At 58.6% G+C, this 25,929-nt stretch carries 24 protein-coding genes; 5 read left to right on the forward strand and 19 right to left on the reverse strand.

Translation table 11 applies throughout. The features are described 5' to 3' along the window. Positions 1-163: 163 nt before the first annotated feature. The 9 genes from GT753_RS09120 to GT753_RS09160 form a co-directional block, all read right to left on the reverse strand. Positions 164-961, reverse strand: a complete 798-nt coding sequence (locus GT753_RS09120) for an SDR family oxidoreductase (protein ID WP_015378035.1) — start codon at positions 959-961, stop codon at positions 164-166. Next, a complete protein-coding gene (locus GT753_RS09125) occupies positions 958-2,481 on the reverse strand; it encodes an FGGY family carbohydrate kinase (RefSeq protein ID WP_160125540.1) in 1,524 nt (507 codons plus the stop codon). Before GT753_RS09125 ends, GT753_RS09120 begins: the two co-directional genes overlap by 4 nt. Beyond that, positions 2,474-3,538, reverse strand: a complete 1,065-nt coding sequence (locus GT753_RS09130) for an ABC transporter permease (RefSeq protein ID WP_015378037.1) — start codon at positions 3,536-3,538, stop codon at positions 2,474-2,476. Before GT753_RS09130 ends, GT753_RS09125 begins: the two co-directional genes overlap by 8 nt. A 10-nt stretch (positions 3,539-3,548) precedes the next feature. Then, a complete protein-coding gene (locus tag GT753_RS09135; protein WP_015378038.1) occupies positions 3,549-5,048 on the reverse strand; it encodes a sugar ABC transporter ATP-binding protein in 1,500 nt (499 codons plus the stop codon). Between the two features lie 9 nt (positions 5,049-5,057). Further along, on the reverse strand, positions 5,058-5,675 hold the full coding sequence (locus GT753_RS09140; protein WP_015378039.1) for a DUF2291 family protein: 618 nt from the start codon (positions 5,673-5,675) through the stop codon (positions 5,058-5,060). A gap of 64 nt (positions 5,676-5,739) precedes the next feature. Next, positions 5,740-6,672, reverse strand: coding sequence for a D-ribose ABC transporter substrate-binding protein (locus GT753_RS09145; RefSeq protein WP_075684660.1), 933 nt, complete (start codon positions 6,670-6,672; stop codon positions 5,740-5,742). Positions 6,673-6,735: 63 nt separating this feature from the next. After that, positions 6,736-7,536, reverse strand: a complete 801-nt coding sequence (locus tag GT753_RS09150; RefSeq protein ID WP_160125541.1) for a GolD/DthD family dehydrogenase — start codon at positions 7,534-7,536, stop codon at positions 6,736-6,738. A gap of 10 nt (positions 7,537-7,546) precedes the next feature. After that, positions 7,547-8,452 carry a transketolase family protein gene (locus GT753_RS09155; RefSeq protein WP_041922246.1) on the reverse strand — a complete coding sequence of 302 codons (906 nt, stop codon included), beginning with the start codon at positions 8,450-8,452 and terminating at the stop codon, positions 7,547-7,549. A 2-nt stretch (positions 8,453-8,454) separates the two neighbouring features. Further along, positions 8,455-9,258: a transketolase gene (locus GT753_RS09160; RefSeq protein WP_047574978.1), complete on the reverse strand. Its 804-nt coding sequence runs from the start codon at positions 9,256-9,258 to the stop codon at positions 8,455-8,457. 389 nt (positions 9,259-9,647) lie between these two features. Between GT753_RS09160 and GT753_RS09165 the strand changes: the two genes are divergently transcribed. Continuing rightward, the gene (locus GT753_RS09165) at positions 9,648-10,442 is read left to right on the forward strand and encodes a DeoR/GlpR family DNA-binding transcription regulator (protein WP_075684658.1); all 795 of its coding nucleotides are present in this window, start codon (positions 9,648-9,650) and stop codon (positions 10,440-10,442) included. A 22-nt stretch (positions 10,443-10,464) separates the two neighbouring features. On the opposite strand, the gene pgpB is transcribed toward GT753_RS09165, so the two are convergent. Next, positions 10,465-11,226, reverse strand: a complete 762-nt coding sequence (pgpB, locus tag GT753_RS09170; RefSeq protein WP_160125542.1) for a phosphatidylglycerophosphatase B — start codon at positions 11,224-11,226, stop codon at positions 10,465-10,467. A 279-nt stretch (positions 11,227-11,505) separates the two neighbouring features. Here pgpB and ribA point away from each other — a divergent pair, with 279 nt between their 5' ends. Then, entirely contained in the window at positions 11,506-12,099 is a 594-nt protein-coding gene (ribA, locus tag GT753_RS09175; RefSeq protein ID WP_004930678.1) for a GTP cyclohydrolase II, read from the forward strand. A 56-nt stretch (positions 12,100-12,155) separates the two neighbouring features. On the opposite strand, the gene acnA is transcribed toward ribA, so the two are convergent. The 4 genes from acnA to topA form a co-directional block, all read right to left on the reverse strand. Continuing rightward, positions 12,156-14,828, reverse strand: coding sequence for an aconitate hydratase AcnA (acnA, locus tag GT753_RS09180; protein ID WP_021503816.1), 2,673 nt, complete (start codon positions 14,826-14,828; stop codon positions 12,156-12,158). Between the two features lie 497 nt (positions 14,829-15,325). Continuing rightward, the gene (cysB, locus tag GT753_RS09185) at positions 15,326-16,300 is read right to left on the reverse strand and encodes an HTH-type transcriptional regulator CysB (RefSeq protein ID WP_004930690.1); all 975 of its coding nucleotides are present in this window, start codon (positions 16,298-16,300) and stop codon (positions 15,326-15,328) included. A gap of 221 nt (positions 16,301-16,521) precedes the next feature. Beyond that, positions 16,522-16,656, reverse strand: coding sequence for a hypothetical protein (locus GT753_RS25925; protein ID WP_255201708.1), 135 nt, complete (start codon positions 16,654-16,656; stop codon positions 16,522-16,524). 5 nt (positions 16,657-16,661) lie between these two features. After that, on the reverse strand, positions 16,662-19,259 hold the full coding sequence (topA, locus tag GT753_RS09190; protein ID WP_015378045.1) for a type I DNA topoisomerase: 2,598 nt from the start codon (positions 19,257-19,259) through the stop codon (positions 16,662-16,664). A gap of 427 nt (positions 19,260-19,686) precedes the next feature. Between topA and GT753_RS09195 the strand changes: the two genes are divergently transcribed. Next, positions 19,687-19,938: a YciN family protein gene (locus GT753_RS09195; protein WP_004930700.1), complete on the forward strand. Its 252-nt coding sequence runs from the start codon at positions 19,687-19,689 to the stop codon at positions 19,936-19,938. Between the two features lie 51 nt (positions 19,939-19,989). Here the strand turns inward: GT753_RS09195 and sohB are convergent, their stop codons facing one another. Further along, complete coding sequence (gene sohB, locus GT753_RS09200) at positions 19,990-21,036, reverse strand: protease SohB (RefSeq protein WP_004930703.1); 1,047 nt, start codon at positions 21,034-21,036, stop codon at positions 19,990-19,992. Between the two features lie 359 nt (positions 21,037-21,395). Here sohB and GT753_RS09205 point away from each other — a divergent pair, with 359 nt between their 5' ends. After that, entirely contained in the window at positions 21,396-22,157 is a 762-nt protein-coding gene (locus tag GT753_RS09205; RefSeq protein WP_021503822.1) for a YciK family oxidoreductase, read from the forward strand. 13 nt (positions 22,158-22,170) lie between these two features. Continuing rightward, positions 22,171-22,761: a cob(I)yrinic acid a,c-diamide adenosyltransferase gene (gene cobO / locus GT753_RS09210; protein ID WP_004930707.1), complete on the forward strand. Its 591-nt coding sequence runs from the start codon at positions 22,171-22,173 to the stop codon at positions 22,759-22,761. Between the two features lie 39 nt (positions 22,762-22,800). On the opposite strand, the gene rluB is transcribed toward cobO, so the two are convergent. From rluB to GT753_RS09230, 4 genes are all read right to left on the reverse strand, one after another. Further along, positions 22,801-23,697 (reverse strand): 23S rRNA pseudouridine(2605) synthase RluB, encoded by an 897-nt coding sequence (rluB, locus tag GT753_RS09215; protein WP_015378049.1) that lies wholly within the window; start codon positions 23,695-23,697, stop codon positions 22,801-22,803. Between the two features lie 161 nt (positions 23,698-23,858). Continuing rightward, the gene (locus GT753_RS09220) at positions 23,859-24,656 is read right to left on the reverse strand and encodes an alpha/beta fold hydrolase (RefSeq protein WP_021503823.1); all 798 of its coding nucleotides are present in this window, start codon (positions 24,654-24,656) and stop codon (positions 23,859-23,861) included. Positions 24,657-24,805: 149 nt separating this feature from the next. After that, positions 24,806-25,165, reverse strand: a complete 360-nt coding sequence (locus GT753_RS09225) for a Rap1a/Tai family immunity protein (protein WP_004932057.1) — start codon at positions 25,163-25,165, stop codon at positions 24,806-24,808. 115 nt (positions 25,166-25,280) lie between these two features. Further along, the gene (locus GT753_RS09230) at positions 25,281-25,901 is read right to left on the reverse strand and encodes an L-threonylcarbamoyladenylate synthase (protein WP_004932058.1); all 621 of its coding nucleotides are present in this window, start codon (positions 25,899-25,901) and stop codon (positions 25,281-25,283) included. Positions 25,902-25,929: the final 28 nt, after the last annotated feature.

Raw genomic sequence — 25,929 nt, forward strand, 5'->3', positions numbered from 1 at the left:
TATTCGGCAGTAAACGGTCTTAGCGAACAAATTGATGAGAAAGCTTCTCAAAACGTCGAATTTATAAGGATATGGGGGCAACCGGGCGAATTGCAATGGCGGGAAAATGTAAGCGGTTAATGCGGCACCGATCCGATGCCGCCTATTTTGTGACATGGTCACGTCATGACATGATTAACCCTCCATCTACATTGATGGTTTGGCCGGTGATATAGTCGGCATCGTCTGAGGCAAGGAAGGTCACCAGACCCGCCACATCTTCGGGTTGACCGGCACGCTTGAGCGGGATGCCTGCCACCCACTCGGCCATCAACTCCCCTTTGCCGTAAGTTTTTTCCGGGCCGCTGAGAATTTCTCCCCAAACGCGGTCGTTATATTCCCACATCTCGCTTTCAATGATGCCGGGGCAGAATGCATTGACGGTGATGCCATGTGGCGCCAGCTCAAGCGCTAAACTCTGCGTAATGCCGATCACCCCCATTTTGCTGGCGGCGTAATGCGGTGTGTAAATGAACCCGTTACGTCCTTGGCCAGAAGACGTGTTGATCAACCGCCCACGGCGTTGGCCGACCATATATTTGGCCGCCTCCCGGCAGCAGAGCCAGACCGCCGTGGTATTTACCGCCAACACTTTCTCAAAATCGCTTTTGGGCATCTGGTCAAAACGATCGATAGTGATCACCCCGGCGTTCTGAATGGAAACGTCGATCGCACCAAATCGCTCCCAGACCTGACGATAAAAATCAACCACCTGTGTTTCATCGGTGACGTCGAGGATGACCGACAGCACCCCCGCCCGATAACGCTGGCGCAGCGTTTCCGCCGTGGTCAGGATGCGATCCGCATTCGACGCGATCGCCAAATTGGCGCCCAAACTGGCGAAACGCTCGGCGATACCGGCCCCAATGCCGCGGCATGCGCCGGTAATCACCACGGTTTTCCCCGTGAAGTCACGATTCATGATTGTTCTCCTGTCATCAATGAGGCCGTCTGCGGCCGCCACAAGGTGCGCTGTACCGCCTGCCGCCACGCGCTGTAGTTTTCCTGCAACTGCCGGTGGCGCTGCATATCGGGTTTAAACTCATCATGTTGAGGCAACAGTGCCGCCAGTTGCCGATCGGTAGCTCCCCACAGGCTGCGCATCGCCATCAAAGCCGCCCCCAGGGCCGACAGTTCCGCCGTGTTGCTGCGCCACACCGGGCAACCCAGCAGATCGGCCTGAAACTGCATCAGCCAGTCATTGCGGCTGGGGCCGCCGTCAGCCATCAGCCCCTGCAGCGCAAAACTCGGTTGTTGCCGCAGTACGCCGATCACATCGGCGATTTGATAAGCCACCGATTCAAAAGCGGCCCGCACCAAATGTTCTCGCCGCGTGCCGCGGCTGAGCCCGCAAATCACGCCGCGCGCCTGCTCATCCCACCAGGGTGCGCCGGCACCGGTCAGCGCCGGTACAAAATAGACGCCACCGCTGTCGGGCACGCGAACGGGCAGTTCACTCAACGGCGCTTCACCCTCCGACGGTATGGCGGCGATATCCAGCATCCAGGCAATAGCGTCGCCGGTGTGGGGAATATTGCCCTCCAGTGCGTACTGCATGCGTCCACCGTCATGCCAGGCGATGGTCGTTGCCAGAGCGCTCGTGTCGCATTGCGCTTTGACGATTGGCGCCATTACCGATGAGCCGGTGCCATAGGTGGCTTTAACCTGCCCAGCCTGACCCAGCGCATGACCATAAAGCGCCGCATGTGAATCCCCCACCATCGCAGCAATTGGAATGCCGTCGGCAATGCCTTCCAATCCCAACGTCGTGCCGAACAGATGGCTGGAAGGATGGATCGTCGGCAGCGCCTGACGGGGAATATTGAACAGCGCCAGCATCTGCTCGTCCCACTCCCCGGATGCGAGATTCAGCAGTTGAGTTCGGGCGGCATTGGAAACATCACAGCCGAATGCCCGCCCCCCGCTCAACTGCCACAGCAGCCAGGCATCGATGGTGCCCAGGCACAGCTCGCCGTTCTCCGCCAACCGTTGTCCCTCTTCGCAGTGATCGAGCAACCAGCGCATTTTCGACGCCGAGAACAACGGTGAAAGCGGCAAACCGGTGGCGCGGCGCACCGCTTCCTCCTGCCGATCGCGCCGCAGCCGTTCGCAGAAATCGGTGGAACGCGCGCATTGCCAGGTCAGAGCCGGGCCGATCGGTTGGCCGTCAGCGCGACGCCAGCCGATGGCGGTTTCACGCTGGTTGCTGATGGCGATACCGGCAATGCGGGATGCGCCGGCCAACGCAATAGCCTCCCGCAATACCGCCAGAGAGGCCTCCAGCAAGGTCTCGCCCCGTTGCTCCACCCAACCGGGCTGCGGCGTCTGCAACGTCAGTGGCCTGCTGGCCCTGGCGACGATCGTACCCTGCGCATCCACCACCACGGCCTTGGCGTTGCTGGTGCCCTCGTCCAACGCGACAATGCAATCCGCTTTAACCATGGCTCACCTCAGCCAGCGGCTGCACCGCTTTTTTTTCCTGGCGCTGCATCAGAATAACCTTGCTCTGCAAACGCTGCTGGAACTGGTCAATCACCACGGCGGTGACGATCACCAGCCCTTTAATCACCATTTGCCAGAACTCGCTGACGCCCATCATCACCAAGCCGTCCGCCAGAAAAACGATCACAAAGGCGCCGATGATCGAACCGAATACCCTGCCGCGACCACCGCTGAGCGCCGTACCGCCCAGCACCGTCGCGCCGATGGCGTCCATTTCGAACATATTGCCGGTCATCGGGTGCGCGGTTTGCAATTGAGAAGCGATGACCAGCCCCACCAGCGCCGCACACAGCCCGGAAAACGCATAGACGAACATTTTCACTTTGACAATCGGCACCCCCGACAGCCGCGCCGCCGGCTCATTGCCGCCAATCGCATAGATATAACGACCCAGCGGCGTTTTCTTGGTGAGATAGATCCCCAACAACACGATGGCCAACATCAGCCAAATCGGGTTGTAAATCCCCAGAAAGGTGCCGGATCCCAGGGCCGCGAAACCGGTGTTGCCCAGCGCTTCCAGGCCCACCAGATTGGGATAGGTTTTGCCGTCCGCCGTCAGCAACGCCGCCCCACGCGCCACGTACATTGCACCCAGGGTGCAAATGAACGGCGCAACGCCGAGCCGTGTAATCAGCGTGCCGTTGATCAAACCCAACAGCACGCCCAACAACGCCACCGCGCCGATCACTTCAAAGACGTTGAGAAACAGCCGATTGCCATCCCACAGCGGGATACCGACGGTCAACAGCGCACCGGCAACCATCCCGCACAACCCCGCCACCGCGCCGACCGACAAGTCGATGCCGCCGGTAAGGATCACCAGCGTCATGCCAACCGCCAGCAGCCCGGTAATCGCTACGTGTTGCGTCATGATCAGCAAATTGGAGACGGTCAGAAAATTCGGCACCATGCTGCTGAAGAACAGCACCACCAGCAACAGGGCGATAAAGGTACGCGCCTGCAGCAAATACATATACAACCGATACTTGGTTTGCATTGCCTTATCCTTATGCATGAGGGGTTGAGGCGCGGATCAACGTTTCACGATCGGCCCGTTCGCGCGGCAGATCGGCCGTCAACTGCCCGTCCGCCATCACCATCACCCGGTCGGCCAGTGAGACCACCTCATCCAGCTCCGACGAAGAGAACATCACCGCCAACCCCTGACGCGCCATCGCGCCAATCAGGTGGTAAACGTCCGTTTTGGCACCGACGTCGATTCCGCGCGTCGGCTCATCGAGAAACACCACCTGCGGCCCGGTCAGCAGCGCCTTGCCCAACACCACTTTCTGCTGATTGCCGCCGCTCAGACTGGTGATTGGCAGCTCCCGGTCACTCACCTTGATCGCCAGTTTTTCGATCATGCCATCGACCAACGCGCACTCCCCGGCCGACGCCAACGGCCGTAGCGCATTACGCCCCAGGCTGGCCAGGGTCATGTTGGCCTTAATCGACATCATCTGCACCAGCCCCTCCGCCTGCCTGTCTTCCGGCACCAGCGCCATGCCCAACGCCATGCGTTGACGAAAACCCAACCGTTCCACGCTTTTGCCGTTGAGCAAAATGCGGCCTGCAGTCTGGCGCATCACGCCGTTGAGCACTTTGAACAGTTCGGTACGGCCGGCACCCAACAGGCCATAAATGCCGATCACTTCCCCTTTGCGCAGTGAAAAACTGACGTCGTTAAGGCAATAGCCGCCGTTTTCACGCGGCAGCGTCAGCTGTTCGACCTTCAGCACTTCATCCCCTTGCTCTGCCGCGCAATAATCAAAGTGCTTGCTCTTTTCCCCCACCATCTTTTCGATGATCCACGGAATGCTGACGTTACTGACCGGCTCGGCGGCAACAAAACGCCCGTCGCGAAACACCGTGATGCGATCGCCAATCTCCATCAGCTCTTCCAGTCGGTGAGAAATGTAGATGAGGGTGACGCCGCGTTTTTTCAGATCGGCGATCACCCGAAACAGCGTGCGCACTTCGGCCTGACTCAGCGCCGACGTCGGCTCATCCATGATCAGCACCCGGGTGTCCTTCGCCAGGGCACGGGCAATTTCAACCAGTTGCTGATGACCGATACCGAGGCTGCCCAATGGCGTATGTGGGTCGATATCCAATTCCAGCCGCTGCAGCAAGGACTTGGCCAGCTGATACTGATAGTCGACATTGATGCGGCCGCGCTGGAAGAACTCGTTGGCCATAAAAATGTTGTCCATGACCGACATGTTGGGGAACAGGTTCAGCTCCTGAAAAATAATGCTGATCCCGAGCCGCTCCGCCTGCTGCGTAGAGGTTAACGTCACCGCTTTCCCCTCCAGCTCGATGGTGCCGGAGGACGGGGTTTCCACCCCCGCCAACAGCTTCATCATGGTCGACTTGCCGGCGCCGTTTTCGCCGATCAGTACGTTGACCTGGTTGCGAAACACTTGATAGCTCACGCTATCCAACGCGGTGACGCCCGGATAGAGACGCGAAACGTTGCGCGTTTGAATAATGATCGGATCGCTCATCACGCCCCCTTAAGGTTGAATGCGCACCGGCGTGATCAACAGCGGCTCGGCGGGCGCCTGCCAGCTGCTGAATACGCCATACACGGTAATGTGGTCACCCACCTTGGGCTGGGATCCGGCCAGTTCGTCGATCGAAGCCTGGTTAATCGCCCTTGCAAAATCGCCGAACAGCGCTTGGTCATTGAAATCGCTATAGCTCAGGCCGCGATAGCTGTCGCGTAACGCTGTCCCGCGGTAGACCGGCCCGATCTGCACCTCCACGCTGCTGAGCGGCGCATCGGTCAGTTTGAGCGTTAATTTTCCGCTGCGTGAACGGGTGTTGACCGCCGCGACTTCACCGCTGACCTTAACGTTGAAGTAACAAGGAAACTCCGGTTGAGCACGGTACCCAAGCAGGCCGCAAGCGCTGTTAAAATCCTTGGCCTGGTCGATCCGGGCGATCAGCTCGCCCAGCGGCTGCGCCGTTTTGACCGCTTGCGGGGCGATTTGACTGCGGTAAATCTCCACCGCCTGCGCCACATGCGCATTCACCGGGGAGCGAAGCTCCGCCAGCTTTTTCTCCGAGACGATACGACAACCGCTCAACGCCAGGACGACGATGACGGTCAACGCAATGCGCATCGACATAACAACACCTCCGATCGCACCCCGCCGCCAGGACGGGGTGGTGAAAGACGCCGCTCAGCGCGGATTACGGTTTAAAGTTGAAGTCATTGACTCGCTGCGCATTGTCTTTGCCGATCAGGATGCCGCGGAACATCACGCGTTCCTTGCCGGTGTAGCTGCCGGATTGGAAGTAGCCATCCAGGATCTCGACGCCCTGCGCGGCAATCGCCTGCGCCTGCAGCATCACGCTGGCGTAGAGGCTGCCGTTGAGAATGGCATCGCGCTCATCGTTGCTGCCGTCGATCCCCACCACGGTGACATCCTTTCTGCCGGCGGCCTTCAGCGCCGCCACTGCGCCCAGCGCGACCGGACCATTGCCACAGATCACGCCTTTGATGTCCGGATGCGCCTGCAGGATGCTGTCCATAATGCGTTTCCCCTCCAGCAGATTACCCTTGGCGTCTTGGCGCGCCACGCTGACCATCTCCGGGTATTGGTCAATCACGTTATGGAACGATTGCGAACGTGTGACGCAGTTATTGTCCGCCAGGTTGCAGGTCAGTTCGGCGTATTTACCGGTCTCCCCCATTTTTTCCACAAACTGATTGGCGACGTCCGATCCGGCCTGGAAGTTGTTATGGGTGATCTGCGCCAGCGCTACGCCATCGACCGGGATTTCACGGTTGATCAGCACCACCGGAATGCCGGCGTTTTTCGCCTGCTGCACGGCGGCGACGCTGGCCTGGGAATCGGCGTTATCCAAAATGATGCCCTGAACCTTGCGGCCGATAACCAGGCTGATGAGCTCCCCCTGGCGCTTGACGTCTTCGCCGTGCGACAGCACCAGCGTCTGGTAGCCGAGAGACTTGGCTTTGGCCTCGGCTCCCTTGGCTTCCGCGGAGTAATAAGGGTTGTCCAGCGAGTTGACGAGAATGGCGATCGTGCCCTTTTCCGCCGCCATGGCAGTGGCGCAGGCAAAACCGGTAAGCAAAGTGAGGTAAGTGGCTATTTTTTTCATGATGGTGTTCTCTTATCGTTGTGTTGAACATCGTCTGGTGTTGGCGATCGCCGCGGTTGCCGCTTACCAAATGGTAAAACCGCCGTCGATCATCAGGTCCGCGCCGGTAATCATGTCGCTGCCGTTGCTGGCAAAAAACAGGATCGCCGCCGCGATTTCATCGGTATAAGCAAAACGCCCCAGTGGGATCAGCTTTTTCATCGCCTCGCCCTTCTCGCCGCGCCAGGCTTTCTCTCCCATAGGCGTCAGCACCACGGTGGGCGATAACGTATTGACCGTAATGCCATGCGGCGCCCATTCTTTGGCCATCACCTTGGTCATGCCCAGCAGCCCCGCCTTGGCGGAGGTATAGGCACAGTGTTCGTCAATGGCGATAGAGGCCGCCTGCGACGCGATGTTGATGATTTTCCCGCCGTGGCCGGCGGTTATCGCGCGGCGCGCCAATTCTTGCGAGCATAGAAAAGGTCCGGTGAGGTTGACCGCCAAATGACGCTGCCACTCCGCGAGCGTGACCTCTGTCGCCGGCTGCAGATTGACGTAGCCAGCGCAGTTGACCAAAATATCGAGCCGGCCAAAGCGCCGCTCAGCCGCGTTGAAGGCGGCAACTACCGAGTCGGGGTCGGTCACGTCACACACCTGACAGAACACCTGTTCTTCGCCCAACTCTCGTAGCGCCACCGCGGCCTTGTCCTGTTCAAAGAGCGGGTACATCAACACCAGGCGCGCGCCCTTTTCCAACAGCAGGCGATTGGCGGCCATCGCGATGCCGCCCAAACCGCCGGTGATTACCGCAACCTTCCCTGCCAGCGACATCCGGCTATCGACACCGTAGCGTAAATTAACGTCGTATTCGTTCCACTCCATCGCATTCCCCCTATTGCGTTAACTGAGCATGCAATCCTGCCGCGTCGATGGCATATTGCCGCCGCAGCGCCGCCCGGCTGCTGCTGTGGGTAAATTCGTAAGCCGGCACGCCCAGCGCGGTAAACGGCCGCGGCAGCTGATGCCGCAGCAACAGTTCACCAATGATGGTGCCTAAACCGCCGCTGAGCGCATGCTCCTCCATAGTCAGCACCCGACGGTGCGAGCGCATCAACGCCACCACCGCCTCCTCATTGAGCGGCCAGAGCGAAGGGAGAGAGACAATGGTCGGGTTATCGCCCAATGCCAGTACCTTCATCGCCTCATGAGCCACCGTGCCCAAACAGAACACCAGGCTATCTTCCCCTTGGTGCAACACCTCCGGCTCTCCGGGACGGAATTGGTAATCCGCGTTCAATACCGGCAGCTTGTCGCTGTCCATGCGAATATAGGCCGGGCCGGGTTGCGCGATGACATGACGGACAATCTCTGCCGCTTGCCGCGCATCCGCCGGCGCATAGACGCTGAGATTGCCCAGCGTACGGGCGATGGCGATATCGTTCATGCAGTGGTGCGTCGCCCCCAGTGGCCCGTAACCAAATCCGGCATTCAGGCCGAGCATTTTCACGTTGGTCTCCGTGTAGCAAACATCGTTTTTCATCTGTTCGTTTGAACGAGCGAACAGGAAGGGTGCCGCGTTGGCGGTAAAGACCGTACGGCCGCTGAGCGCCATGCCGGCAGCCATGCCGACCATGTTCTGTTCGGCGATACCGACGTTCACTACCCGCTCCGGATAAGCCTGCTCAAAGGGCGCGATTTTTGACGTGGACGTGGAATCCGCCACCATCACGCTCAGATCTGCACCCGCCCGTTGCTGTTCGATCAACGCCGTCACCACCGCATCGCGTAAATCCTGCATGTTTACCCCTCCAGTTCCGCCAGCGCCTGCGCCAGCTGTTGTTCGTCCGGTACCGCGTGATGCCAGGCGGCAACGTTAGCCATAAACGACACGCCGTGCCCCTTTTCGGTATTGGCCAAAATCACTCGCGGCTTGTCCTGGCTCGGAAGTTGGATCGCCGCCACCAACGCCGCCGGATCGTGCCCGTCACACTCGACGGTTTCGAAACCGAACGCGCGCCATTTTTCCGCCAGCGGTTCCAGCGGCATGATCTCCTCCGTCTTGCCCGCCAGCTGCAGCCGGTTACGATCGACGATGGCGATCAGGTTATCCAGCTTGAATTTGCTGGCCGCCATTGCCGCCTCCCAGTTGGATCCCTCCGCCAGCTCACCGTCACCCAGCAGGACGAAAGCGCGGCGATGCCCACGCCCTGCCAGCTTATTGCCCAGCGCCAACCCCACGGCGATCGGCAGCCCATGCCCCAAACCGCCGGAATTAATCTCCACCAGCTCCGGCAACTTCTGCCGCACCGGATGCCCGGCCAACAAGGTGTCGTCGCCCATGAACTGATCGAGCACCGCCGGATCGAGCAAGCCCATCGCCGCACAGCTGCAGTAAAAACCGCCGGCGCCGTGCCCTTTAGACAAAATGAACCGATCCTGATCGGGCCGGGCATTGCTGCGATCCATCACTGCCATATACAAAGTGCAGATGATGTCGATTTCCGACAGATCGGCGCCGGTATGACCCTTGCCTGCCTTATGGTTCATGGTCACCACATGTCGGCGCGCCTGGCGTGCCGTGTTTTTAATCGCCTGAAAGTCCATCGTCACCTCTGCTTAAGCGCCTTGATTATCGTTATCGCATCAAAAGCGATCCGTTAACTCACCATTGATTTTCGAATGGAAATCATATGCAGCAAAAACGATAATTAATGTGGGCAAGATCAAATTTCAAACAAAAGCACTTATCAGACAACACTCATGTCGACAAAAACCAATAAATAACAACATGATAAAAACCACCCGACTGCTTTAATTGAGTTTTTTATCGTTGATTTCATCGGATGCCAATGATTTTCGAATAAAAACCAACGCTGCTTAACCGGGTTTATCCGTGGCTTTATCAATAATCGCGAGCTAAAATTCAGCGCATCAATATGGAGTGGCCGTGGCAAACCGCGCGGCGGGAACTGACAGGTGCAGGAGTCTTTCGATTGAAAAGCAAAAGCGAACAGTTGGCGGAAATGCAGCAACGGCGCGAAAAGATCCTCGACATGATCCGCGAAGACGGCTCGGCGACGGTCAAAATGCTTACCGATACCTTCAAGCTGACCGAGGCGACCATTCGCACCGATCTGCGCGTCCTGCAGCAGCAAGGCTATGTGCAGCGCTTCCACGGCGGTGCAACCCTGGTTGATGGCAAGCAAAATACGCATGCCATGCTGCTGGAACGCCAGGTTAACCTGACCGCCAAAGATCGCATCGGCAAACTCGCCGCCGGTTTTATCGAACCCGGCGACACCATCATTCTTGATTCGGGCACCACCACCACGGCTATCGCCAATCACCTGAATCACATAAAGAAACTGTCCGTTATCACCACCGGCGTCAATATTGCGCTGCAGCTGGGCGGCGAACCGGGCGTGAATATTTTGCTGACCGGGGGCTCATTCAAATTTCCGACGCTCTCCACCTCCGGGGACAAAGCCGCCAATTTCTTCGAAAACGTGCTGGCGCAAAAACTGTTCCTCGCGACGGCCTGCATCTCGCCCCGCCACGGGCTCAGTTTCCCAAGCGAAACCGACATCAAACTGAAAATGGCAATGATCAATGCAGCCAACACGGTGTATGTGGTGGCCGACTCCAGCAAGATCGATAAGGTTTCAATGTTTGCGCTGCCTTGTGACTGGCAACATATCGACTATTTGATTACCGATAACGGAATTGGCGATGCCGCCAGGCAGGCATTTGAACAGGTAGGCGTTAAGGTATTGGTGGCAGACGCCTGACTGGCGCCTGCGAGAAGAATGCTTATTCCGGCTTGCGCGCCGCGATTTCCTGCTGCTCTTGTGGCGGCGGCGTCAGCGGGCCGAACCAGCGCTGCGCCAGCCAGCAGGTGACCACCACCAGCAGCCAACTGATCAGCGTAGCCATCGCCAGATCGCGCGGCCAGTGCATGCCCAGCAGCAGACGGCTGCCCATCACCCCCGTTGCCCACACCATCAGCAACGCAACGGTTTTATAATGGCGGCGCGGCCACAGCAGCCCTACGCCCAACAGCGCCCAGGTGGCGGCGAACATCGTATGCCCCGACGGGAAAGCAAAGCCGGTTTCAAACTGCCAGTGCTTGCGCAGCCAGTTCGGCACCAGCGTCTGGTCTTGCAGTTGCTCGCGCACCAGCGCGCTGCGCTCTTTGCGATGCAGCGAATAGAAATATTTTCCGTCCACGCCGTGGGTTTGCTCGAGCCATACCACAAACGGCCGCGGTTCTTGCACCCGATCCTTGATCAACGACTTGACCCCCTGCCCAATCACCAACGCGGCGGAAAGCAGGATCGCCAGACCGATGGCCGCCTTCAGCCGAAAGCGCAGGCACCACAAAAACCAACCGCAAAGGACAGTGCTGGTCAGAATGCCCCACGGCGAGGTAACGGTTTCGGTCACCCAGAACAGCGCTTTGAGCAGCCGATCATTGCCGCCGGGCTGCCAATGCCAGCCGGAGGCCCATACCACCAGCGGCATCAACAGCAGCAGCAGCGCGCCGCCCGCCGTACGTTTTGCTATCTCATACATTCCCGTTTTCCTCTGCGTGAATCAGGCTGCAGTGTAACAAGAGTGCAATATTGATAACACGCGAAAAATTAAACAGATAGAAAACCTATCGCAATAATAGGTGGCCAGAAAACGCCATCTGCTGGTTTGCTGAGCACCGCCCGGCAAGAAGTTGTGGCAAAATAGCCGATAATTAACGAAATAGAGATCGGCGTAGCACGTTTTAGTCTTGGTCAATTTACTAAACCGGACTTAGGATGCGCGACAATGATTGAATCGTAGGTTTTTGTGGAGAGTGACATGCAGCTGAAACGGGTGGCAGAGGCTAAACTGCCGACACCTTGGGGCGATTTCCTGATGGTAGGATTCGAAGAACTGGCGACCGGACATGACCATCTGGCACTGGTATTCGGTGATATTTCCGGCGAAGCGCCGGTGCTCGCACGCGTGCATTCCGAATGCCTGACCGGCGACGCGTTGTTCAGCCTGCGCTGCGACTGTGGTTTTCAACTGGAAGCCGCACTGGAGCAGATTGCGGAAGAAGGCCGCGGCATCCTGCTGTACCATCGCCAGGAGGGCCGCAATATCGGCCTGTTGAACAAGATCCGCGCCTACGCCCTGCAGGATAAGGGCGCAGACACCGTGGAAGCCAATCACCAGCTCGGCTTCGCTGCCGACGAGCGCGACTTCACCCTGTGTGCCGACATGTTCAAACTGCTGGGCGTCGACGCGGTGCGTTTGCTGACCAACAACCCGAAAAAGGTCGAGATCCTGACCGAAGCCGGTATCAACATCAGCGAACGCGTGCCGTTGATCGTCGGCCGCAATCCGAAGAACGAACGCTATCTGGCCACCAAGGCCGCCAAAATGGGCCATTTGCTCGACCAGAAGTGATCGCCACCGCCGCGGAAACAATCAGGGCGCCTTACGGCGCCCTTTTTATTGATTAATTACAGCATTTTCCTGATCACATAGTGCAGGATGCCGTCGTTTTCGTAGTAAGTCAGCTCATTGCCGGTATCGATGCGGCACCGGGTGTCGACCACTTCCTTGCGCCCGTCGGCATAGGTGATGTGCACCGGCACCGTCTGGCCCGGCTGCAGCTGTTGCAGGCCGCCGACGCTGATCTGCTCATCCCCGGTCAACCCCAGCGTTTTACGCGTCACCCCTTGCGGGAACTCCAGCGGCAAAATCCCCATGCCGATCAGGTTAGAGCGGTGAATACGCTCGAAGGATTCGGCAATCACCACCCGCACGCCCAGCAGGCGCGGCCCCTTCGCCGCCCAGTCGCGGCTGGAGCCGGAACCGTACTCTTTACCGGCGATCACCGCCAGCGGCACCTTCTCCTGCTGATACTGCATGGCGGCGTCGTAGATAGACAGCTGCTGTTGCGAAGGAATATGGCGGGTATAGCCGCCTTCCACGCCCGGCACCATTTCGTTGCGGATGCGAATGTTGGCGAAGGTGCCCCGCATCATCACTTCGTGGTTGCCACGGCGTGAACCGTAGGAGTTGAAATCCTGCGGCGCTACGCCATGCTCGCTCAGGTAACGCCCCGCCGGGCTGTCGCGCTTGATGTTACCCGCCGGCGAGATGTGATCGGTGGTCACCGAGTCGGCCAGAATCGCCAGAATGCGCGCATCTTTGATGTCCTGCACCGGATCCGGCTTCACCTTCATGGTGCTGAAGAACGGCGGATGGCGGATATAGGTAGAATCCTCCTGCCACTGATAGGTCGCCGAACCGGTCACCTGGATCGCCTGCCAGTTGGCATCGCCGTCGAACACTTCGCCGTACTCCTTGTGGAACATCTCGGTGCGCACTTCTTCCACCGCCTGAGCGATGTCCCGGCTGCTCGGCCAGATGTCCTTCAGGTAGACCGGCTGGCCATCGTTGCCCTCGCCCAGCGGCTCTTTGGTCAGATCGATCTTCATGCTGCCCGCCAGCGCATAAGCCACCACCAGCGGCGGCGAGGCCAGCCAGTTGGTTTTCACCAGCGGATGGATGCGCCCTTCGAAGTTACGGTTGCCCGACAGCACCGCGCCCACGGTCAGATCGCCCTCTTTGATCGCCTGCTCGATCGGATCCGGCAGCGGGCCGGAGTTACCGATGCAGGTGGTACAGCCATACCCCACCAGGTTGAACCCCAACTCTTCCAGATAAGCGGTGAGTTTGGCGCTGTCGAAGTAGTCGGTCACCACTTTGGAACCCGGCGCCAGCGAGGTTTTTACCCAGGGTTTGCTGCGCAGCCCTTTCTTGACGGCGTTTTTCGCCAGCAGGCCGGCCGCCATCATCACGCTCGGGTTGGAGGTGTTGGTGCAGGAGGTGATCGCCGCGATCACCACTGCGCCGTCGCGCAGTTCGTGCTGCTGCCCGTCCAGCGTAAAGGTTTTGCTGTCTGTCTTGGCCTTGTGGCCGCCGATATCCAACTCGGTAGCGGCCTTGAACGCCTGCGGCACATTCGGCAGCGCCACGCGATCCTGCGGGCGTTTCGGCCCGGCGAGGCTCGCCTCCACCGTCGACATATCCAGCGCCAGCGAGCTGGTGAATACCGGCTCATCTCCCGGATTGCGCCACATGCCCTGCGCCTTGGCGTAGGCTTCCACCAGCGCGATTTGTTCGGCGCTGCGACCGCTGAGTTTCATGTAGCCGAGCGTGACATCGTCTACCGGGAAGAAGCCGCAGGTAGCGCCGAACTCCGGCGACATGTTGGCGATGGTCGCACGGTCCGCCAGCGGCAGATCGGCCAGGCCGTCGCCGTAAAACTCGACGAACTTGCCGACAACGCCGTGTTTGCGCAGCATTTGGGTGACGGTCAGCACCAGATCGGTGGCGGTAATGCCCTCGCGGAGCTTGCCGGTCAGCTTGAAGCCGACCACGTCCGGGATCAGCATCGACACCGGCTGGCCCAGCATCGCCGCTTCCGCTTCGATACCGCCGACGCCCCAGCCGAGAATGCCCAGGCCGTTGATCATGGTGGTGTGAGAATCGGTGCCCACCAGCGTATCCGGATAGGCCACGCGGCGGCCGCTTTCGTCGCTGTGCCACACCGTTTGGCCAAGGTATTCGAGGTTAACCTGGTGACAAATGCCGGTGCCCGGCGGCACCACGCGGAAGCGGTTGAAGGCCTTCTGCCCCCAGCGCAGAAAGGTGTAGCGCTCGTGGTTGCGCTGCATTTCGATGCGCACGTTGTCTTCAAAGGCATTATCGTCGCCAAATTCATCGACGGTGACCGAGTGGTCAATCACCAGATCCACCGGTGACAGCGGGTTCACCTGGTCGACATTGCCGCCCAGCCGCCGCACCGCTTCACGCATCGCCGCCAGATCCACCACCGCCGGCACGCCGGTAAAATCCTGCATCAGCACGCGTGCTGGACGGTAGGCGATCTCACGGTCAGCATGGCCGGTTTGCAACCAGGCGACGATGGCCTTGAGGTCGTCAACCTGCACGGTGTCGCCATCCACATGGCGCAGCAGGTTCTCCAACAGCACTTTCATTGATTTCGGCAACCGGTCGATATCACCCAGCTGCTTCGCCGCCAGCGGCAGACTGTAGTAGTAATATTCGCTATTCAGCGCAACCAGCTTATCCAGACTTGTTTCACGAAGATCGGACGACATAGCTCCTCCATTTCTTATTGTGATTAAAACAGGGTAATCAGTGAGGTCTTGTTTAAAGATACCACAAAGATAAGTTAACGTTTTGATAACAACACGATTTGATCACAACGATAGGCGGGAACAATCAAGAGGAAGGAAGTGCGAGCGCAGCCAAGGAGTTAGGCCACACGTCAACGAAAACGCCGCAACGAGGCGGCGTTTTCGCAGGGAAAATCTCGCGGCTCTAGCGGGATTGGCGCACCAGGCGGCGACAGACTGTGAGCACAACTGCAGCAATGATGGCAGAGACACCCAATTTAATGGCAATGACAGCCGAGTCGAAATTATTCATCCCTATTTCACCATCACCGCTAATTTCAATGTTGTTGGAAACGAAGCTGTCGAAAGGACGGCGGCTTTTCAGGATGATCCTGAGAAACAAGGAAGGTGCGGGTTTCCGGGCTAAAAAAACCGGTTAGGCAGGCACCTAACCGGGTTTGATTTGATATCGTCAACGATTACTTAATCGGCAGCTTGATGTCCTTGAACATCGCTTCGATTTCTTCATTGGAGCGCAGCGCCACTGCGCTGTCGACCACGTCGCGCGTCAGGTGCGGCGCGAAGCGCTGAATGAAGTCGTACATGTAGCTGCGCAGGAAGGTGCTACGGCGGAAGCCGATTTTAGTGGTGCTATATGTGAAGATATCGCGCGCATCCACCGTCACCAGATCCGGATCCTGCACCGGATCCACCGCCATGCTGGCGATCACCCCCACCCCCAATCCCAGACGCACATAGGTTTTAATCACGTCGGCGTCGGTGGCGGTGAAGACGATGCGCGGCGTCAGGCCGGCGCGGTTGAAGGCGGTGTCCAGCTCCGAGCGGCCGGTAAAGCCGAAGGTGTAAGTGACGATCGGGTAAGCCGCCAGCTCTTCAATGCTGATGCTGCTTTTGCCCGCCAAAGGATGATCGGGCTTCACCACCACCGCACGGTTCCAGTGGTAGCACGGCAACATGATGAGATCGTCGTACAGGTGCAGCGCCTCGGTGGCGATGGCAAAATCGGCGGTGCCCTTGGAGACCGCTTCGGCGATCTGCGTCGGCGATCCCTGATGCATGTGCAGCGAGACGCGCGGGTAACGCTCGATAAAGCCCTTGATCACGTTTGGCAAGGCGTAGCGAGCCTGGGTATGCGTGGTGGCGACGTACAGCGAGCCTTTGTCCGGGTAGGTGTGTTCACCGGCAACGGCTTTGATGGCGTCTACTTTGGACAACACTTCACGCGCGATGCGAATGATTTCCTGGCCGGCGGGGGTGACCTGGGTCAGGTGCTTGCCGCTGCGGGCGAAAATCTGGATGCCCAGCTCATCTTCGAGCATGCGCACCTGTTTGCTGATGCCAGGTTGAGAGGTATAGAGCCCTTCTGCCGTCGAGGAGACATTCAGGTTGTGGTTAACCACTTCCACAATGTAACGAAGCTGCTGCAATTTCATATCTTATACCATCCTAGGTTAAACACTGCGGCTTACCCGCAGCCAGGTATATCGGTGTCGCCCCGGTATGCTGAAACTCACAAGCCATAAACCCCGTGTTCTACCCTGATGGTGAAGAAAACGCCGTTGTTAATAAGCTTTAATAATAAAAAAACTTTTTATATAACCACTATACCACGATGCAGCTTCAAGTATAGATCCGCGTCACACTATGATAACGATTATTTTGCATGGGTATCAACGTGAAACGGCGGTGTCGGAGGGATAAAAACAGCAAAGGATAGATCCGTTTGCCCCTTTTCACCAATAAAAAAACCAGCCGCCAGGGCTGGTTTTTCATCTTGCGGGCAGGACATCGGCCTTACTTCTTGCCTTCGACCCACTTGCCGTCCACGTAGAACGCGGACCAACCGGTCGCCTTGCCGTCTTTTTCAGAGGAGACGTACTGCTGCTTGGTTTTACGGCTGAAACGCACCAGCGTTTTGTTGCCTTCGGCATCCGCCACCGGCGCATCAGCCAGATAGCGCAGTTTCTCCGGCAGACGATCCTTGAAGCGAGCCAGCTCTTCCACCAACGGCGCGCGGGTCTCGCGCGATTTAGGGAAGGTGTTGGCCGCCAGGAACACGCCGGCAGCGCCGTCACGCAGCACGAAATAGGCGTCGGACTTCTCGCACGGCAGTTCCGGCAACGGCACCGGATCTTCCTTCGGCGGCGCGACATCGCCGTTACGCAGGATCTTGCGGGTGTTTTTGCAGTTCTCGTTGGTGCAGCCCATGTACTTGCCGAAACGCCCCATTTTCAGGTGCATTTCCGAACCGCACTTGTCGCACTCCACCACCGGGCCGTCATAGCCTTTCAGGCGGAACTCGCCCTCTTCGATCTCATAGCCGTCACACGCCGGGTTGTTGCCGCAGACGTGCAGCTTGCGCTGGTTATCGATCAGATAGCTGTCCATCGCCGTACCGCATTTCTGGCAGCGGCGGCGGGCGCGCAACGCGTTGGTTTCCGCGTCGTCGCCTTCGAGGATGTTGAGCACTTCCGCTTCAGGCACCAGGTTGATGGTGGTTTTGCAACGTTCCTTCGGCGGCAGCGCGTAGCCGGAACAGCCGAGGAACACGCCGGTGCTGGCGGTACGGATGCCCATCTTGCGGCCGCAGGTCGGGCAGTCGATGCTGGTCATCACCATCTGGTTAGGCCGCATGCCGCCTTCTTCCGGATCCTTCTCCGCCGTTTCCAGCTGCTCGCTGAAATCGACAAAGAACTCGTCCAGTACCGCTTTCCACTCGGCCTGGTTGTTGGCGACCTCATCGAGGCCGTCTTCCATGCGTGCGGTGAAGTCATAGTTCATCAGCTCGCGGAAGTTCTCTTCCAGACGATCGGTGACGATCTCGCCCATTTTCTCGGCATAGAAACGGCGGCTTTCCACCCGCACATAACCGCGATCCTGAATGGTCGAGATGATGGAGGCGTAGGTGGACGGACGGCCGATGCCGCGTTTCTCCAGCTCTTTCACCAGCGAAGCTTCGCTGTAACGCGCCGGCGGCTTGGTGAAGTGCTGGCTCGGGATCAGTTTCTGCAGATCCAGCTCGCTGCCGATTTCGACGAACGGCAACGTGCGATCTTCATCGCCCTTGCGCAACGCCGGCATCACCTTGGTCCAGCCGTCAAAGCGCAGCGTACGGCCCTTGGCGCGCAGCTGATAATCGCCGGCTTTCACCGTCAGCGTAGTGGAATCGTATTGCGCCGGCGTCATCTGGCAGGCAACGAACTGGCGCCAGATCAGCTGATACAGCTTCTGCGCGTCCGCTTCCATGTCTTTGAGCTGCTCGGCGAGCACGTTCACGTCCGAAGGACGGATCGCTTCGTGCGCTTCCTGCGAATTCTCTTTGCTGCTGTACTGATTCGGCGCCTTCGGCAGGTATTTATCGCCGAAGTTGTCGCCGATGTAGCCACGCACCATGTTGAGCGCATCCTGGCTCAGGTTGGTGGAGTCGGTACGCATATAGGTGATGTGGCCGGCTTCATACAGCCGTTGCGCCATCATCATGGTTTTCTTCACGCCGAAGCTCAGGCGGGTGCTGGCGGCCTGTTGCAGCGTGGAGGTAATGAAAGGCGCGCCCGGCTTGCTGCTGGTCGGTTTGTCTTCGCGATCCAGCACCGTGTAGCGGGCTTTTTCCAGCAACTTGACCGCGGCGTGAGTCTGCTCGCGGTTAACCGGCTTGAACGGTTTGTCGTGCGCATGGGTCACTTCCATCTGCAGCGCGGTTTCACCCTTCGCCAGCAGATCGGCATGCAGCTCCCAGTACTCTTCCGGCACGAACGCCTTGATGTCGCGTTCGCGCTCCACCACCAGACGCACCGCCACCGACTGCACACGGCCGGCGGACAGGCCGCGGGCGATTTTCTTCCACAGCAGCGGCGAGACCATATAACCCACCACGCGGTCCATAAACCGGCGCGCCTGCTGCGCGTTGACACGATCAATGTTCAGCTCGCCCGGCTGTTTGAACGCCTGTTGGATCGCGTTTTTGGTGATTTCGTTAAACACCACGCGGCTAAAGCGTTTGTCATCGCCACCGATCACTTCCCGCAGGTGCCAGGCAATGGCTTCCCCTTCGCGGTCAAGGTCAGTTGCGAGATAAATGTGGTCGGCGTTTTCCGCCAACGATTTTAACTCGGCGACCACTTTTTCTTTACCCGGCAGGATTTCATAATGCGCTTTCCAGCCGTGGTAAGGGTCGACGCCCATGCGATTTACCAGCGCCGCCTTCTCATCTTTTTTAACTTTTTTCTTGGCTTTGTCTTCGGTTGAGTCAGCGCTCTTTTTGCTGGCTGAGCCACTGGTCGGCAAATCACGGATGTGACCGACGCTGGACTTCACCACGTAGTCACTTCCTAAATATTTATTAATAGTTTTGGCTTTTGCCGGGGACTCAACTATTACGAGAGCTTTACCCATATTTACCTTTACCTAATTTATTTCTTCTAAAAAGAAGTCTTTTATCTCGCCGTGCCGCGGCAATTCGTGTCTCTTTTTTTATATTGCGGCAGTCTGGCAAGAGATCAACAGATTTTTTTCTTTTGGTTGCCCAACTGCTCAACCTGAACGCAAGTTGTTGATCCTGCCTGCTATTCACCCATGCCCCAGAAGTATGGCTGTGTGAGTTTTATTCATGGCGTAAACAAAACCTTCCACCCGACGCCGCAAAATCCCACACTGTACCTGATAAAAAGCGTCACGCAACCTAATTAGCATGGAAAGTCCGATTTCGCCAACCGGCGGCCGCCCATGGCCATCCAGACGGCAAATAAACCTTAGTCGGTTTGCGGATAAAAGCGAACCGGCGTTAGAATATGCGCAGAGTTTTTAGTTTGGAGTCTAATAAATGCGCACGAATACTGCACCTATCGGCCGCGAGGCCCTGCTAGCGGAAGCAAATAACATCATCCGCCAACACGAAGATTATCTGCACGGCATGATCGCCACCGACGTTGAACAAAAAAGCGGCGTTTTAGTTTTTCGCGGCGAATACTTTTTGGATGCCGATGGATTGCCCACCGCCAAAACCACCGCGGTATTTAATATGTTTAAACATTTGGCTCACCTGCTTTCGGAAAAATACCACCTGGTCGATTAAGACAAGAAAACGGGGGCGCCTGGCCCCCGTTGATTCCCGCTCTCGTTGCCGTTACAACAACGGCTTTTCCCCACGCTGCCACCAGCGCAGCAGCAAACGATCGACGCTTTCCGCCGCGCTGCCGGTGAAGCGATCCATCAGGCGTTTGCGGCGCGTATAGCGCACAGCGATCACTTCGTGGTTATCCAGCTCGGCGATCAGCAAATCATCGCTGGTGCCGATGGCGTCGATCAGGCCCTTCTCTTTCGCCTGTGAACCGAACCAGTGCTCACCGGTAGCGACGCTGTCGATGTCGAGCGACGGGCGCTGCTCATGCACAAAGCGCTTGAACAGCTCGTGCGTTTCGTTCAGATCTTCTCGGAACTTCTCGCGCCCTTGTTCGGTGTTTTCGCCAAACAGCGTCAGCGTGCGTTTAAATTGCCCGGCGGTGTGCAACTCCACGTCGATATCGTTCTTTTTCAACAGGCGGTGGAAGTTCGGGATCTGCGCCACCACGCCGATGGAACCGATGATGGCGAACGGCGCCGCCACGATGCGATCCGCAACGCAAGCCATCATGTAGCCGCCGCTGGCCGCCACTTTATCCACCGCGACCGTCAGACGAATGCCGCCTTTGCGCAGGCGCTCCAACTGCGAAGCCGCCAGGCCGTAGCCGTGCACCACCCCGCCAGGGCTTTCCAGGCGCAACAGAACTTCATCCTGCGCCGACGCCACCGCCAGCACCGCCGAGATCTCTTCGCGCAGCGAGGTGACCTCGTGCGCGTCCATGCTGCCCTTGAAGTCCAGCACATACAGGCACGGCTTGGCCACTTCCACCGCGCCGGACTTGGCGCGCTGTTTCTTCAATTTGTCATCAGATTTAGTCTGCTTTTTGAACTGTTTCAGCCAAACCTTCTGCTCGGCGGCATCCATGCGCGCCAGGCGCATATCGCGCTGCATCTCGCGATACTGTTCGCCGAGATCGGTCAGCTGCAGCTCCCCTTTCTGGCGGCTCTTGCGTTGCCCCAAACTGACCGCCAGGATGGCCAACGCGGCGATGGCGAGCACCACCGTGGCGACCTTGGCCAGAAACAGGCCATAAACAGATATAAACTCCACAGATTCCGCCTTTATTTACAGGTTGTTAGTATGCTTATTTCCATTTTAGCCAACCGCAGCGACTGCTGTCGCGGCTAAATGAAAATTCATTGCGCACAGAGCATCACTATGGGGACGATTTACGGCCGAACCAAGCCGCCACCGCCGCGCTTTTGTTACAAAAGAATGCCATTTCAGCCTGCTACGCATTGAAAATGCCCGCGGATTAAGGCATATAACACCCATTATTCATCAATATGATGAGACGGATTCGCTGCGCGGCCCGCAGACGGTCGAGCCTTCGCTCCCGCCCCGGCCGCGCGTTTCACCCTTGCTCCCCGATATCTGCGGGAGAACAGCCACCCAGGCGAGGATTTATCGTGCATTACCAACCCAAACAAGATCTGCTCGAACAACGTATCATTTTGGTCACCGGCGCCGGCGACGGCATCGGCCGTGAAGCGGCGCTGACCTACGCGCGCTTCGGCGCCCAGTTGGTGCTGCTGGGGCGCACCGAGAGCAAACTGCTGGCGGTACAACAAGAGATCGCAGCCCAGGGCGGTGCCCCGGCCCTGGTGGTGACGCTGGACTTGCTGCACGCCACTCAGGAGCAATGCCGGCAGATAGCCGACGATCTGGCGCACCAGATCCCCCGCCTTGATGGCGTGCTGCACAACGCCGGCCTGCTCGGCGACATCGCGCCGATGGCCGACCTGTCGATGACCATGTGGCAAGAAGTGATGCAGGTTAACGTCAACGCCACCTTTATGCTGACTCAGGCACTGCTGCCGCTGCTGCTGAAATCCCACGCCGGGTCGCTGGTGTTCACCAGCTCCAGCGTCGGGCGTACCGGCCGCGCAGATTGGGGTGCCTATGCGGTGTCGAAGTTCGCCACCGAGGGCATGATGCAGGTGTTGGCCGACGAGTACAAAAACCGCAATCTGCGGGTGAACTGCATCAATCCGGGCGGCACTCGCACCAAAATGCGCGCATCTGCCTTCCCGCACGAAGACAAGAACAAGCTGAAAACCCCGGCCGATATCATGCCGCTGTATCTGTATTTGATGGGCGAAGACAGCCGCCGCAAAACCGGCATGAGCTTCGACGCGCAGCCGAACCGCAAACCCGGCGCAGCCGAATAATCAGGAGCGTTTCATGGCGGAAGATCGTCATCAACAGCGCCAGCAGCGCCTGAAAGAACAGGTCGATGCGCGCATCGCTGCGGCGCAGGACACCCGCGGCCTGCTGCTGGTGTTTACCGGCAACGGCAAAGGCAAAACCACCGCCGCCTTCGGCACCGTCACCCGCGCGGTCGGCCACGGCATGCGCGCCGGAGTGATCCAGTTCATCAAGGGCGAATGGCCCAATGGCGAAAAGAATCTGCTGCAGCAACACGGCGTTGAATTTCAGGTGATGGCCACCGGTTTCACCTGGGAAACGCAAAACAAGGCCGGCGACACCGCCGCCTGCCAGGCGGTGTGGCAGCACGGCAAACGCATGCTGGCCGACAGCAGCCTGGATCTGGTGTTGCTGGACGAAGTGACCTACATGCTGACCTACGGCTATCTGGAACTGGAAGAGCTGAAGGAAGCACTCCTGCAACGCCCTGCGCATCAGACGGTGATCCTGACCGGGCGCGGCTGCCATCGCGATCTGTTGGAACTGGCGGATACGGTCACGGAGATGCGGCCGGTGAAACACGCGTTCGACGCGGGCGTGAAGGCGCAACAAGGGATCGATTGGTAACAAAACGTTCTGGCCCCGAACGGGGCCAGAACGGCGGGATTAGCTGCGTTTGCTTGGCTTGCCTGGTTTGCTGCCTGGCGCACTGCGGCGGCCGCTGCCGGCCACCTGCGAGTGGCGCTTGACCGCCCGGCGGATCTGGTTGGCCTTCACGCGGCGGCGCTCACGCTCCACCGGCATTTTGCTGACCGTTTCCGGTTTCAACTCCACCAGCTCGCGCAGGTAGTTGATCGCAGGCAGATCCAGTTCGGCCCAGCCGCCGCGCGGCAGGCCTTTCGGCAGATCGATGTCGCCGTAACGCACGCGGATCAGGCGGCTCACCTGTACGCCCACCGCTTCCCACAGGCGACGCACTTCACGGTTGCGGCCCTCGGTCAGGGTCACGTTGTACCACTGATTGAGGCCTTCACCGCCCTGGAAGCTGATGGTACGGAAGGCGGCCGGGCCGTCTTCCAATTGCACGCCTTTGCTCAGCTGCTTCACTTTCGCATCGTCGACCTGGCCGAACACGCGCACCGCGTATTCGCGCTCCACTTCACGGCTCGGGTGCATCAGACGGTTGGCCAGTTCACCATCGGTAGTGAACAGCAGCAGACCGGAGGTGTTGACGTCCAGGCGCCCTACCGCCACCCAGCGCGAACCGCGCAGCTTCGGCAGGCGATCGAACACCGTCGGGCGGCCTTCAGGATCGCTGCGGGTACACAGCTCGCCTTCCGGTTTGTAGTAAGCCAGCACCCGGCAAACCACCTCTTCGGACTCTTTGATCGACAGGACATGACCGTCCAGACGAATTTTCATCGCCGGCGTCACTTCAACGCGATCGCCCAGCTTGGCGACCTTGCCGTCGACGCTGACGCGCCCGGCTTCAATCATGGTTTCGATTTCACGACGCGAGCCATGCCCGGCGCGCGCTAAAACTTTCTGTAACTTTTCGCTCATTGAGCAACCTCTAATGTCGCCTTCACAGGCGTCGGGGGGATACCGCCGCGGCCAACCGCCACCACGGTCATAATACGTTTATCAGGATCGAACCGCGTATTATACAGGCTTTCTAAGGTGTTGAAACCCACTTTATCGGCGGTGGCCCCCACAGGCGGCGTTCACGGCGCCAAAAAATCCTCCACTGCCCACAGCACCGCGTCAGGCCGTTCCAGAATACCGAGGTGAGTGCGGGCCTCCCCTAGACGCACCACGGAGAAAAACGGCTGCTCGGCGGCAAATGCCTGCTGTTGCCGCAAATAGTCGTCGCGGCGATCCAACGAGTAGATGTGCCGGCACGGCGGCGGCGCGCTCATGCCCGCCAGGCGTTGCAGCGGCGAGCCGAATTGCCGGTAGGCCTGTTCGATGGCCACCCCGGCGGCACGCCAAAGCCGGTAATCTTCCTGCGCCATCTCGACCTCCAGATGGCGTTTGACCCGATCGTGGCGGATGCCGCCCTGCCAAAAGTCGAACAAGGCGTCGCGTGCCGCCAGCCACTGCTGCGGCTGCTGCATGCGGCTCACCGCCGTAAAGAACGCCGGCTCCGGCTGCGTCATGATCCAGTCGAGAAACACCATGCCCCGTACCCGTTGCGGCAACGCTTCGGCCAACGCTACCGCCAGCCAGCTGGCGTGCGCCACCGACAGAGTGACCGCGTTATCCAAACGCAGCGCCGTCAGCAGTTGGCGCACATCCTCCAGCAAGTCGTCCGCCGTCAGCGACATATCCGTGGCTTTTGAAGACAGGCCATGGCCGCGCCAGTCGATGCTGATCACCCGATAGCGTTCGGCCGCCAGAGCGATGAACGGCTCAAACACGGTTTTCGGTTCGCACCAGCCGGGCAGCAACACCAACGTGAGCGGCCCTGAGCCGACATCCTGATAGTCGAGTATCATGTTGGCACTGTGAAATGCGGTCATATTACCTCCTGCGCGTCTCTCCCCGACCCGTTCGGGGAATACCGACGGGGATAAGGTGACAGCGCAGCAGGTATTGATCTATTGAAGTTCGTGCGGAAAGCCCCCTGGGCGCACCTTATGAAAAAATGCGCACTAATTGGAATGGGAACTTAATGGCGCACGCAGGGATAGGCGGCACTTAACGCCAGCATGATCACCGACGGTGCGGAATAATGCAGTTGCTCAGGATGCTCGTTCAAATACTGCATCACCGCGTCGGCGGCTACGCCGATGCTCATCCCGGCTTCCGGGCAGATATTGCGGTTGCCCTGCATGGAATAAGTATCGAATACGCCGGCGACGTATCCCATGAACATGCCGCCATTCAGCGCTTCGGCCACGGTGGCTTCACCGCTTTTATTTTTTACGTAACCGCTGGATTCCGCCAGCAGACCACTGCCCGAATAAAACCCCGCATTTGCCATTGAGGAAAATAATAAGGCCGCTAAAAAAGAAACCTGTTTAATCATTGCTGCGCATCCTGCCCATTATCAATTCTGAAGTCTTCAAGAATAGCGGCTTTCACGCGAAATAGCGTCGCTTCAGCCGATTTTCAGACAATGGGCAAGGTGGCAACAATTGACATCAACGGAAAGGCGCCGCGTCGCCCGCCCCCTCACGCACCACTTCCGGCGAGGATTCGGTCAGATCGATCACCGTGGTCGGCTGTTGGCCAAGGAAGCCGCCGTGGATCACCAGATCGACCACCTTGCCCAAATGATCGTTGATCTCTTCCGGATCGGACTCGGCAAAATCATTGCCCGGCAGCATCAGGGTGGTGGACATCATCGGTTCGTTCAGCGCCTCCAGCAGCGCCAATGCGATCGGGTTCGACGGCACACGCAGGCCGATGGTTTTGCGCTTTTCATTCATCAGGCGGCGCGGCACTTCTTTGGTCGCTTTCAGAATGAAGGTGTAGTTGCCCGGCGTATTGTTTTTAATCAGGCGGAACGCCGTATTATCGACGTGCGCATAAGTCGACAACTCGGACAGATCGCGGCACATCAGGGTGAAATTGTGGTTGCCGTCCAACTGACGGATGCGGCAAATGCGTTCCATCGCCGCCTTTTCTTCCAGCATACAGCCCAGCGCGTAGCCGGAATCGGTGGGATAAACGATCACCCCGCCCTTGCGCAGCACCTCAACCGCCTGGTTAATCAAACGCGGCTGTGGGTTGTCCGGGTGAATATAAAAAAGCTGACTCATGACTTGCTCCTAAAATGATGCCCGCGCG

The sequence above is a fragment of the Serratia sp. Z4 genome (genome assembly GCF_009900725.1).
Classification (GTDB): domain Bacteria; phylum Pseudomonadota; class Gammaproteobacteria; order Enterobacterales; family Enterobacteriaceae; genus Serratia; species Serratia nematodiphila.

What these genes read in the sequence shown, in the direction of transcription:
- acnA (WP_021503816.1), bottom strand. Translation starts at nt 14,828, where the DNA reads ATGTCGTCCGATCTTCGTGAAACAAGTCTGGATAAGCTGGTTGCGCTG.
- ribA (WP_004930678.1), top strand. Translation starts at nt 11,506, where the DNA reads ATGCAGCTGAAACGGGTGGCAGAGGCTAAACTGCCGACACCTTGGGGC.
- cobO (WP_004930707.1), top strand. Translation starts at nt 22,171, where the DNA reads ATGGCGGAAGATCGTCATCAACAGCGCCAGCAGCGCCTGAAAGAACAG.
- GT753_RS09120 (WP_015378035.1), bottom strand. Translation starts at nt 961, where the DNA reads ATGAATCGTGACTTCACGGGGAAAACCGTGGTGATTACCGGCGCATGC.
- GT753_RS09145 (WP_075684660.1), bottom strand. Translation starts at nt 6,672, where the DNA reads ATGAAAAAAATAGCCACTTACCTCACTTTGCTTACCGGTTTTGCCTGC.
- GT753_RS09150 (WP_160125541.1), bottom strand. Translation starts at nt 7,536, where the DNA reads ATGGAGTGGAACGAATACGACGTTAATTTACGCTACGGTGTCGATAGC.
- GT753_RS09220 (WP_021503823.1), bottom strand. Translation starts at nt 24,656, where the DNA reads ATGACCGCATTTCACAGTGCCAACATGATACTCGACTATCAGGATGTC.
- cysB (WP_004930690.1), bottom strand. Translation starts at nt 16,300, where the DNA reads ATGAAATTGCAGCAGCTTCGTTACATTGTGGAAGTGGTTAACCACAAC.
- GT753_RS09130 (WP_015378037.1), bottom strand. Translation starts at nt 3,538, where the DNA reads ATGCAAACCAAGTATCGGTTGTATATGTATTTGCTGCAGGCGCGTACC.
- GT753_RS09125 (WP_160125540.1), bottom strand. Translation starts at nt 2,481, where the DNA reads ATGGTTAAAGCGGATTGCATTGTCGCGTTGGACGAGGGCACCAGCAAC.
- GT753_RS09135 (WP_015378038.1), bottom strand. Translation starts at nt 5,048, where the DNA reads ATGAGCGATCCGATCATTATTCAAACGCGCAACGTTTCGCGTCTCTAT.
- GT753_RS09230 (WP_004932058.1), bottom strand. Translation starts at nt 25,901, where the DNA reads ATGAGTCAGCTTTTTTATATTCACCCGGACAACCCACAGCCGCGTTTG.
- rluB (WP_015378049.1), bottom strand. Translation starts at nt 23,697, where the DNA reads ATGAGCGAAAAGTTACAGAAAGTTTTAGCGCGCGCCGGGCATGGCTCG.
- GT753_RS09160 (WP_047574978.1), bottom strand. Translation starts at nt 9,258, where the DNA reads ATGGACTTTCAGGCGATTAAAAACACGGCACGCCAGGCGCGCCGACAT.
- GT753_RS09195 (WP_004930700.1), top strand. Translation starts at nt 19,687, where the DNA reads ATGCGCACGAATACTGCACCTATCGGCCGCGAGGCCCTGCTAGCGGAA.
- GT753_RS09155 (WP_041922246.1), bottom strand. Translation starts at nt 8,452, where the DNA reads ATGCAGGATTTACGCGATGCGGTGGTGACGGCGTTGATCGAACAGCAA.
- GT753_RS25925 (WP_255201708.1), bottom strand. Translation starts at nt 16,656, where the DNA reads ATGTCCTGCCCGCAAGATGAAAAACCAGCCCTGGCGGCTGGTTTTTTT.
- topA (WP_015378045.1), bottom strand. Translation starts at nt 19,259, where the DNA reads ATGGGTAAAGCTCTCGTAATAGTTGAGTCCCCGGCAAAAGCCAAAACT.
- GT753_RS09225 (WP_004932057.1), bottom strand. Translation starts at nt 25,165, where the DNA reads ATGATTAAACAGGTTTCTTTTTTAGCGGCCTTATTATTTTCCTCAATG.
- pgpB (WP_160125542.1), bottom strand. Translation starts at nt 11,226, where the DNA reads ATGTATGAGATAGCAAAACGTACGGCGGGCGGCGCGCTGCTGCTGCTG.
- GT753_RS09140 (WP_015378039.1), bottom strand. Translation starts at nt 5,675, where the DNA reads ATGTCGATGCGCATTGCGTTGACCGTCATCGTCGTCCTGGCGTTGAGC.